This window comes from Aliirhizobium wenxiniae, assembly GCF_019511445.1.
GTDB classification, from domain to species: Bacteria; Pseudomonadota; Alphaproteobacteria; order Rhizobiales; family Rhizobiaceae; genus Neorhizobium; species Neorhizobium wenxiniae_A.
The window spans coordinates 68,782-77,991 of record NZ_JAEUAN010000029.1; the positions used below are offsets into that span (position 1 = coordinate 68,782).

10 protein-coding genes and 2 pseudogenes are annotated in these 9,210 nt (G+C 54.4%); 6 read left to right on the forward strand and 6 right to left on the reverse strand.

All coding sequences use genetic code 11. The features are described from left to right. Positions 1–61: 61 nt before the first annotated feature. The gene (locus tag JNB91_RS26865) at positions 62–232 is read right to left on the reverse strand and encodes a hypothetical protein (protein ID WP_220328540.1); all 171 of its coding nucleotides are present in this window, start codon (positions 230–232) and stop codon (positions 62–64) included. Positions 233–444: 212 nt separating this feature from the next. Here JNB91_RS26865 and JNB91_RS26870 point away from each other — a divergent pair, with 212 nt between their 5' ends. After that, positions 445–714 carry a hypothetical protein gene (locus JNB91_RS26870; protein WP_220328541.1) on the forward strand — a complete coding sequence of 90 codons (270 nt, stop codon included), beginning with the start codon at positions 445–447 and terminating at the stop codon, positions 712–714. A gap of 308 nt (positions 715–1,022) precedes the next feature. Here JNB91_RS26870 and JNB91_RS30950 read toward each other — a convergent pair. Beyond that, a pseudogene (locus JNB91_RS30950) lies at positions 1,023–1,239 on the reverse strand (hypothetical protein). Between the two features lie 136 nt (positions 1,240–1,375). Here JNB91_RS30950 and JNB91_RS26875 point away from each other — a divergent pair. The 5 genes from JNB91_RS26875 (at position 1,376) to JNB91_RS26895 (ending at position 6,094) form a co-directional block, all read left to right on the forward strand. After that, entirely contained in the window at positions 1,376–1,585 is a 210-nt protein-coding gene (locus tag JNB91_RS26875) for a hypothetical protein (RefSeq protein WP_220328542.1), read from the forward strand. 4 nt (positions 1,586–1,589) lie between these two features. Next, positions 1,590–1,904 carry a hypothetical protein gene (locus tag JNB91_RS26880; protein WP_220328543.1) on the forward strand — a complete coding sequence of 105 codons (315 nt, stop codon included), beginning with the start codon at positions 1,590–1,592 and terminating at the stop codon, positions 1,902–1,904. 103 nt (positions 1,905–2,007) lie between these two features. Beyond that, the gene (gene ligD / locus JNB91_RS26885; RefSeq protein ID WP_220328544.1) at positions 2,008–4,701 is read left to right on the forward strand and encodes a DNA ligase D; all 2,694 of its coding nucleotides are present in this window, start codon (positions 2,008–2,010) and stop codon (positions 4,699–4,701) included. Between the two features lie 208 nt (positions 4,702–4,909). After that, complete coding sequence (locus tag JNB91_RS26890) at positions 4,910–5,392, forward strand: pyridoxamine 5'-phosphate oxidase family protein (RefSeq protein ID WP_220328545.1); 483 nt, start codon at positions 4,910–4,912, stop codon at positions 5,390–5,392. Between the two features lie 156 nt (positions 5,393–5,548). Continuing rightward, a complete protein-coding gene (locus JNB91_RS26895; RefSeq protein WP_220328546.1) occupies positions 5,549–6,094 on the forward strand; it encodes a diacylglycerol/lipid kinase family protein in 546 nt (181 codons plus the stop codon). 31 nt (positions 6,095–6,125) lie between these two features. Here JNB91_RS26895 and JNB91_RS26900 read toward each other — a convergent pair whose 3' ends face one another. The 4 genes and pseudogenes from JNB91_RS26900 to JNB91_RS26915 all read right to left on the reverse strand — a co-directional run. Further along, complete coding sequence (locus JNB91_RS26900) at positions 6,126–6,491, reverse strand: hypothetical protein (RefSeq protein WP_220328547.1); 366 nt, start codon at positions 6,489–6,491, stop codon at positions 6,126–6,128. 47 nt (positions 6,492–6,538) lie between these two features. Then, positions 6,539–7,354, reverse strand: a complete 816-nt coding sequence (gene ku / locus JNB91_RS26905; protein WP_220328548.1) for a non-homologous end joining protein Ku — start codon at positions 7,352–7,354, stop codon at positions 6,539–6,541. Between the two features lie 4 nt (positions 7,355–7,358). Beyond that, a complete protein-coding gene (ku, locus tag JNB91_RS26910) occupies positions 7,359–8,246 on the reverse strand; it encodes a non-homologous end joining protein Ku (protein ID WP_220328549.1) in 888 nt (295 codons plus the stop codon). Between the two features lie 380 nt (positions 8,247–8,626). Further along, a pseudogene (locus JNB91_RS26915) lies at positions 8,627–9,085 on the reverse strand (Mu transposase domain-containing protein); the annotation flags it as partial. Positions 9,086–9,210: the final 125 nt, after the last annotated feature.

The following is a 9,210-nucleotide window of genomic DNA, read 5'->3' on the forward strand; positions in this document are numbered from 1 at the left end:
ACGCCCCAGCTAGGTTATCGACATCCAAGGTGGTCTCGCCGATCCCCACGAGGAGATCGACCTAGTCGGAAAAATCGCTCATGATGCGCTTGGCGTGATCGATGACCTTTTCCTCCTCGGCCAGCTTATCGTCAGTGACTTTCACCGAGACAGATTCACCATCATCACTGATGAAATCAACGGTCCATTTTCCAGCGCCTTCGTGGACTACTCGTGTGTGTGAAACATTCATCAGCTTGCTCCTCATGCCGCATTATGAACTGGCGATGAGGCACTCTGTTCCGCAAAATGAATTCGGAGGGAACTCACGATGGATGGGGCGTCCAACCGTTCGATGATTAAGGCATGGCACCCGTTGCTAGTTCGCGCATGTCACAAGTTGTCGAGTGCGGGCCAAACGCTATCTCCTGTATCGAGACAGACATACGACCGAGGGATCTTGGAATGCGTTACAAGGCAAAGCCAGGCGATGTCAGCCTTTTTGAAAATGAAAAGGCTGGACATGAGGGCGCTCCAGATCATCGCGGCTACTTCATTGCGCATCGGGATATCAAGGCGGGAGAGAAGGTCGAGTTAGTGCTGTGGTCTGGACGGCCAAACAGCGCTAGATCATTCGGCGGACGCCTATCGGATGGCAGCAATGATAAGCGCATCAGTTCACCAGTGCCTGTCGACTTGTTTGGCAAGCCCTTGGCGGACCCGACGAAAAGATGAATGGCGACTTGTTCCGCTTTCATTGAGCAAAGGGGCAGCATCCGAAAACGCATGCGTTGAGTGTCTAACTTCACAAACGGCGACGAAGCACTGCTAGAACCATCAACAGGGCTCCTTTCGGAAGCCGTCTCGTAAACTCGACAACTCTTCAGACTTCCGCTCTATCCGCTATACCAGCCGTATCGCTTTCGCGACGATGAGAGTGCCTCCAAGTCGATTGGCACCCCGCATTCCGCTCACACTACCGAATTGGGCAGGCTAGCGCGAGCTTTTAGAGCGATGGAGCATATTGACCTTTGGCATCGTCTTCAGGGTTCGGCATCTGGATTATCCTTCGTCTTGAGGGCGTCGGACACGCTAAGTTTTCTGCGGGTTGGCATTCGTTTCGCCAACTGCATCCTCATCCCGATCTGGATCGTCCTTCGCCTTCATGTAACCGCGGGGTTTGTTTTCTTGAGGCCCTTCCCATCGCGGAGATTGATCGGTTGTGCCCGGAGCGCCGTCACTTGGTGTTGTGGTTGCCATTTTGAAATCCTCCATTGAACTAGCACAACCAGTGCAGCTGACGATCGTTCCGGCTCAACTTCACCCTCTCAAGCAAGGGAACCACCGAGTGCAGCTGGTAGTTCAGGAAGCGGACATCTCACGATGGAGGCCAGCGATGGATCGCAAGGTTGTAGAGGTTGTTGCGGAGATGCAGCACGGCGTCATCGCGCTAGGGATAATGAATGCTGAGCAGGCTATGACCCTGCCTTCTGATGTTGATGTGAAGATCTCTCACCCCGATGACGAACCGGGCAAGACCGATCGATTCTTAGATCGATACGAGTTTCAAGAAATGCATGCCTATCCAGCCTCGTTAAAGGATTAGTCCGATGCTGCTGAAGAACATAAATGTCGCACAGACCACAGACACGACCGTCACCGTGGAGTTCAAGGGTGAAGGGAATGATCTCATCACCGTCAGGATGTCTGCTGATCCAGGATCCAGCGAGGACCAAATCGTAGCGGCAGCTCTAGCGATGCGGACATCTTTGTACAAACCAGCGGTTCGCACAATTCCTCCGGCACCAAAATCAGCGGCGGAGACGCCGAGACGGTGGACGAGGATGCGCGAGGTGATGGATCGCTGTTGTCAGATATTGAGGTATCTGCCGACGTTGCCGCCGATCAGGAAGAGAGTGTTCTAGCCGCTTTCAATGAATTGGGCGCAACCGATGTTGTTACGAGTTGAAGTCTCGCAAAACCAAGCGTGCCGTCTATATTCAGTCCCTACGGAGTTGAGACCCGAATATGGCTGACAATCTGAGCAAATACCGCTCCAAGCGGGACTTTAAAAAAACCGCCGAACCGAGCGGGAAGGTTGAGGTAAAGTCATCGAACCGTCGTCGCTTCGTGGTCCAGAAGCATGACGCGACGCGCCTCCACTACGATCTCCGCATCGAGATGGACGGGGTCTTCAAGTCCTGGGCCGTCACCAAGGGGCCTTCGCTTGATCCCCAGGACAAGCGCTTAGCCGTCGAGGTCGAGGATCACCCTCTTGACTACGGCGATTTCGAGGGCACGATCCCAAAAGGCCAGTATGGTGGTGGTACGGTCATGCTTTGGGATCGCGGCTATTGGGAATCAGAGGGCAATAAGACCCCGGAGCAGGCTTTGGCGAAAGGCGACTTCAAGTTCACGCTTGAAGGGGAGCGCTTACACGGCAGTTTTGTGCTGGTTCGGATGCGCAGCCGCGAGGGCGAGAAGAGGACCAATTGGCTCCTGATCAAACATAGTGACGACTACTCGGTTGACGCGGATGGTGGCTCTATCCTCGAGGAGAATGTCACATCCGTTGCGTCTGGCAGGACGATGGAAACGATCGCCGCCGGAAAAGGAAAGAAGCCGAAACCGTTTATGACCACCGGTGGTGCCGTTCAAGCCGACGCCGTCTGGGATAGCAGCGAAGGACTGGCGGCCGACGAACGAGCGGAAGGTGTCAAGACAACCGCAGGGTTGAAGAAGGCCAAGTCGGATGCGAAGTCAAAGCAGCATGCTCCCTCAACACGGATGCCCGATTTCATCGCACCCCAGCTGTGCGAGACCTTGCAGCGGCCCCCGTCCGCGAAAGGATGGATACACGAAATCAAGTTCGATGGGTATCGGATACAGATGCGCATTGAGGGCGGGGATGTCACATTAAAGACCCGCAAGGGACTGGGTTGGACAGCAAAATTTCCAGCAATTGCAAAATCTGGAGCAGAACTACCTGACGCAATTATCGATGGCGAGATATGTGCTCTGGACGAGAACGGGGCACCAGATTTTGCCGCTCTGCAGGCAGCACTTTCGGAAGGTAAGACGGACGATCTTGTCTTCTTTGCATTCGACTTGCTGTTTGATGGTGGTGCCGACCTAAGGGATCGCCCGCTAACCGAGCGTAAGGAGCGCCTGGCCGAGTTGCTTTCTGACGCGGGAGAGAATCCTCGCTTACGGTTTGTCGAGCATTTCGAAACCGGTGGCGATGCCGTGCTGAAATCGGCATGTCGCCTGTCCCTGGAGGGTATCGTCTCAAAGAAAGGTGATGCTCCGTACTCATCTGGCCGAACGGACACCTGGGCGAAGTCTAAATGCCGGGCAGGGCATGAGGTGGTGATCGGGGCTTACGCGACGACGAATGGAGCGTTCCGATCTCTTCTGGTCGGCGTCTATCGCGGAAATCACTTCGTCTACGTAGGCAGGGTTGGCACAGGTTACGGCGCAAAGGTTGTCGATCAGATCTTGCCACAACTGCAGAAGGTCAAGGCGTCCAAGTCGCCATTCACTGGGATTGGAGCGCCCAAGAAGTCGGCTGACATCGTTTGGTTGAAGCCGGAACTCGTCGCCGAGATAGAATTTGCAGGTTGGACGGCGGACGGGCAGGTGCGCCAGGCCTCGTTCAAGGGCCTGAGAGCGGACAAGCCTGCGAAAGAGGTAGAAGCCGAAAGGCCTGCCGAGCCTGACGAGGTCGACACGCCTGAGCCTGATGACACACCGAAGCCGTCTCCATCTATAAAGAATAATCCCTCACGACTGCGTAAGGGTGCGAAGGTTGATGTCATGGGCGTTCTCATCTCCAGCCCGGACAAGGAGCTTTGGCCCAACGCTTTAGACGGCAAACCTGTCACCAAGGTCGACCTCGCCCAGTATTACGAGGCAGTCGGCCCATGGCTCATCGATCACATCAAAGGGCGACCTTGTTCGATCATCCGAGCGCCAGACGGAATCGAAGGTGAACAGTTTTTCCAACGCCATGCGATGCAGGGAACCTCGAACCTGATCGAGCAGGTCCAGATATCCGGGGACAAACAGCCGTACCTGCAAATCGATCGCGTAGAAGGATTGGCGGCCGTTGCGCAAATCGGGGGTGCCGAGCTTCACCCTTGGAACTGTGAGCCATATCAACCGGAGGTTCCTGGACGTCTCGTATTCGATCTTGACCCTGGTCCCGATGTTGGTTTCGACACAGTTATTGAGGGCGCACGGGAAATTCGGGACCGCCTGGAAGAACTGGGACTGGTGAGCTTCTGCAAGACCACGGGAGGCAAAGGACTTCATGTGGTAACGCCGCTGTCAGTGCCAAAAGGCAAGAAGCTCGACTGGAATGCAGGAAAAGCCTTCGCTCGTGATGTCTGCCAGGCGATGGCCCGGAACAACCCGGAGCTTTACCTGATCAAAATGTCCAAGGCCCAACGGAGCGGCCGCATATTCTTGGATTACCTTCGCAACGATAAAACCTCGACGGCGGTCGCTCCTTTATCGCCTCGTGCTCGGCCAGACGCGACCGTCTCGATGCCGCTTAACTGGAGCCAAGTGAAAAAAGGTCTCGACCCGAAACGCTTCACGATACGGACAGTGCCAAGCATCATGAAAGACAGCACAGCGTGGCAGGACTATTGCGACAGCCAGCGATCACTGGAGGAAGCTATAGCGCGGCTGGAGAAGACGTCCAAGCGGGTGGGATAATCCGGGTCCAGGGCATAAGGCTGTCAGCGCGTCGATCCGCTACCCGAGCTTTCGAAGGCGCGCTCGAACCTTGCCTGGCGTTCAGCGCGTCCGCTCTTTGTGCGGTCTCTCTAAAGTTGGCTCAAGTATCGTAGCTGCGGCGCGATCTCCAGACGGAACATTTCGAGTTCTCCTCTCGTTTCAGCCCCGGAACATCAGGAGATTATAAATGCCCCATCACGACGATGACATTTCGAGAGTTTGGGATCTGGCTGACAAGATCGGGTTCTGCATGCTGACCACGCAAAGTGGGATCGACTTGCGAGCGCGCCCTATGTCAGCTTATAGCGAGCGAGAAGAGAACGCCTTCTATTTTCTAACGGACGTTGCTAGCCACAAGGACGAGGAGATCTCCCGCCATCCGAACGTGTGCTTGGCGTTCGCAGATACGAAGGGTCAAAAATACGTATCGATCTCGGGTCCAGCCGAGGTTCAAAACGATCGTGAGAAGATCCGCGATCTATGGGCAACGCCAGCCAAAGCTTGGTGGGATAATCCAGAAGATCCATCAATAAGGATCTTGAAAGTCACTCCTGCATCTGCGGAATATTGGGATAGTCCGGGTACCGTTGTCAGCTACATCAAAATGGCAGCTGCTGCTGTGTCGAGCGCACGTCCTAACATGGGTGATAACGCCAAGGTGGACATGTGAAGCTCACAGCCTTCCAGCCAGCGGCTCGATGTGTCAGGTCGGGCTGCTGGCTTTATGAGAAAACGTATCGCCTGCGGGTTCTCATTATTCAGTTCTCTCTGTCTTAGTATTGCCACTCCCGGATTCTTTCTGAACCTTGAGTCGTAGACGGGTAAGATGGATATCGTTGCAGTCTTTAATCGCGATGGGGGCACTTTCAAGACGACAGATATGTCGGCCTTTGAGGCTAAAGTTGTCGAGGTCTTCTCTGCGGCTGGCCACAAGATAGACTGCTGCATAGTGAGTGGCGATAAAGTTGTCGAAGCTCTTGGGGAAGCAGCTGATCGACCCGAGATCGATTGCATAGTTGCCGGAGGAGGAGATGGTACCATCGCAGCGGCTGCTCGATGCGCATGGAAAAGCGGGAAAGCTCTCGGCGTCGTTCCGGCTGGGACGATGAATTTGTTCGCTCGCTCCCTCAGCCTTCCACTCGACATATTGGACGCCTTGGAGGCGCTCGCATCCGGCGAAATCGAATCAATTGATATTGCCTCCGCTAACGGCCAAACCTTCATCCATCAGTTTTCTGCGGGTATGCGATCTCGAATGATCCGTCTGCGCGAAGCGAGAGAGTACGGATCTCGCCTAAGCAAAAATTTGGGCGACCATCAGAGTTGCGTTCATCGTCATGGCGAAACCGCCGCGGTTCGAAATCACATTTAAGATCGATGGCCGCGAAGGAACTCAAAAGATTTCAGCGCTGTCGATTTCCAATAACGAGTTCGGCGAAGATCCATTGATGTACGCAGAAAGGCTGGATGGCGGGCACTTGGGTGTCTACATGGCTGCGCCCCTCACGTTTCGGTCCGCGAGTCACCTTGCATTCGACATCTTGAGGGGAAGGCTCAAGGATAACTCTTCCGTTACGGCTCTGACTGCGTCCGAGATACGGCTGCACTTTCCACGACACCGCCACGGTATTCGTTGTGTGGACGGCTTCGGTCAACGCCGCAATCATCTTGTCAGGATCCGTCCCGCCGTCCTCAATGAACGGACCAGTGACCCACCACCCGAGATTGCCTTGCTTCGGGGAGCCGATGTCTACGACCGCATAGTGCAAGCATCTCTCCCGTCGAATATTCAAACACCTCCATCAAGCAGCGTCGGTCAGCTTGCTTTCCGAGATTTCAATTCCTTGGCCACCGACTTCTTAAGGGCATCCATAATGTCGATGACGTTGCTCTTGTCGGTTTCACGCGCTTTGGACTTGGGAGCCCTCTTGGCGGGCTTCTTAGCTTTCTTCTTCTGAGCGATGAGTTTCAACAGGCTTTTTTGAATAGGGTCGGACACCATCACAGGCGACCAATCTTTTAAACGCTTCTTGATCACCTTCTCGAGCGCCGTGACGCCGTTCGGATCAGACTTTTTGTCGATCTCAGTGAAGTATTCGGTTTCGGGTCGCACCTCGTCGCCGAAACGAAGCGTCCACAGGACAATCCCTTCACCTCGCGGCTCCAAGACCACTGCTCGCTCGCGACGCCCAAGAACAAGCTTTGATATTCCTACAACATCCTCCGCTTCCATTGCCTTACGGATCACGGCGAATGCTTCATCCCCAATTTTATCATTTGTGGTCACATAGAAGGGCTTCTCTAAATAAACCCATTCGACGCTTCCGCGAGGAATGAACTTCTCAATATCAATCGTCCGGACGGTTTCTAACTCGACTGCTTCAAGATCGTCATCGGTCAAAATGACATAATCGCTCTCGCCACGTTCATAGCCTTTTGCCTCATGCTCGTCCTTAACTGGCTTACCGGTAACACTGTCGATGTATTGAGAAACGACGCGATTACCTGTCTCCTTATTGAGCGTATGAAAGCGTACCTTCTCAGAGTCCGACGTCGCTGGCGTCATAGCGACAGGGCAGGTGACGAGAGAAAGCTTGAGATAGCCTTTCCAATAGGGTCGACGCGGTGCCATGGCATCAGCTCGCTTTTTTCTGAGTGGTTTTTGCTCGGCCGCTGGAAGCTTTCGAAGCTGACCTCTTTCCGCTATTGGCGTTCGCGGCCTTCGGCTTTGTGGTTTTCGAGCCTTTTCCCAAGCCTGCGCTTTCCCGGAGCGCCTTCAGGAGATCATTGGGTTTGGAGACCTTCACAGGCTTGGGTTTCGGGATCGCTTTGCCCTCGGCCTTGGCTTTCACAAGTGCGGCGAGAGCGGCCTCATAGCGATCGTCAAATTTTGCAGGATCGAAGTCGCCTTTCTTTGATCCGATAATGTGCTTAGCGAGATCGAGCATCTCTTTCTCGACCTTTATCTTTGCCACGTCCTTGAAGGCTTCTTTCGACGAGCGCACCTCGTAGTCGAAGTTGAGCGTTGTCGCGATCAGCCCCTTTCCATGTGCCCTGATCAGCACTGTTCGCATCCGTCGGAAAAGCACGGTCCGAGCAATGGCCGTTGCATTTGTCCTGCTCAAGGCATCACGTATACTCGTGAAAGCGTCCATATCTTCGTCCTCAACGGGGACCAGATAATAAGGCTTGTCGAAGTAAACGTCATCGATATCGCCGCATGGGATGAAAGCCTCAGCTTCGAGCATCTTGTCAGAGTCGGGGACAACCGACGCGACCTCTTCAGGGTCGATCATTATGTGTTCGCCATTGCCAATATCGAAACCTTTGACCTGCTGGTCACGATCGACAAATTCCTCGGTGTCGCTATCGATAAACTCGCGCTTAAGACGGTTGCCTGTCACCTCATTAATCATGTGGAAGCTGATGCGCTCTGAGGTCGAAGCAGCCGTATATAGGCCTACCGCGCAGCTGAGTTCGCCAATCTTCAAGTGGCCCTTCCACTGAGCGCGATGACCCGTCATTTTATCCTCCATATATCAGGGTTGATAACTGATATCGGAGGGCAGGGTTCCTCCGCTTATCTCGTTTACGTGCTATTCCGCAGGTTCACATCAATGGTGGCTTCGAAGCCCGACAGCGCGTCAACGGTTATTGGATCCGAAGCAATTGCCTCAAGGACAATTGCGTCCGCTCCTGCCCGAGCGGCATCAACGACCGCCTCCAGCGTTTCGCTTCGCGCTCTAAGCTCCAGCAACAATGTTGAGCGGGTGGTATGAGTTCTTTCCATGCTGCCTAAAATCGGAAAAAGGTGAGAATTTTCCGCGGCTCGAGTTATGGCGGGTTGGCGCGAAATTTCGTTCGGCTCAGCGCTTACGCGGTGATCCTAGTCACCTCCTCACAAATCTGAATAGACGCGAAGGCTCACTGGTCGATTGGCGAAGGACGCCGGGACGCTGTAGCGATTGCGTTCCAGATGGACGAGGCAGGTCGGGGTGACCCGCTTCGTATACTCGACAAAGCCGTCGAACGGGCGGGTAACAGGCATCAATGCCAAAGCTTCCTCCGCCCAGATGTCGGCGATCGTGCCACGCATCTGTCCATGCGGAGTCTTTGCCCAGAATTCCTTGCATCGAAGCTCCAGCCAGTCGTTCAGGGCATCCAGCGATGGAAAGCGCGAAACAGGTTGGAAGAAGCGGTGACGCGCATCCTGCACATTCTTCTCGACCTGTCCTTTCTCCTAGCCTGAAGCTGGATTGCAGAACTCGGGCTCGAACACATAGTGGCTGGCCATCGCCAGGAAGCGAACATTGACGTCGCGCTCCTTGCCACGGCCGACCTTGTCGATCGCGGTGCGCATGTTATGGGATGGACGCCTCCCTCCGAACCTTCAGAATGAAAGGCCACCAAAGGAGGAAGTCATGACATTCGAATTGCTCGCAATCGATCTCGGAAAGTCGTCGTTTCATCTGCACAGCATTGCTTCAG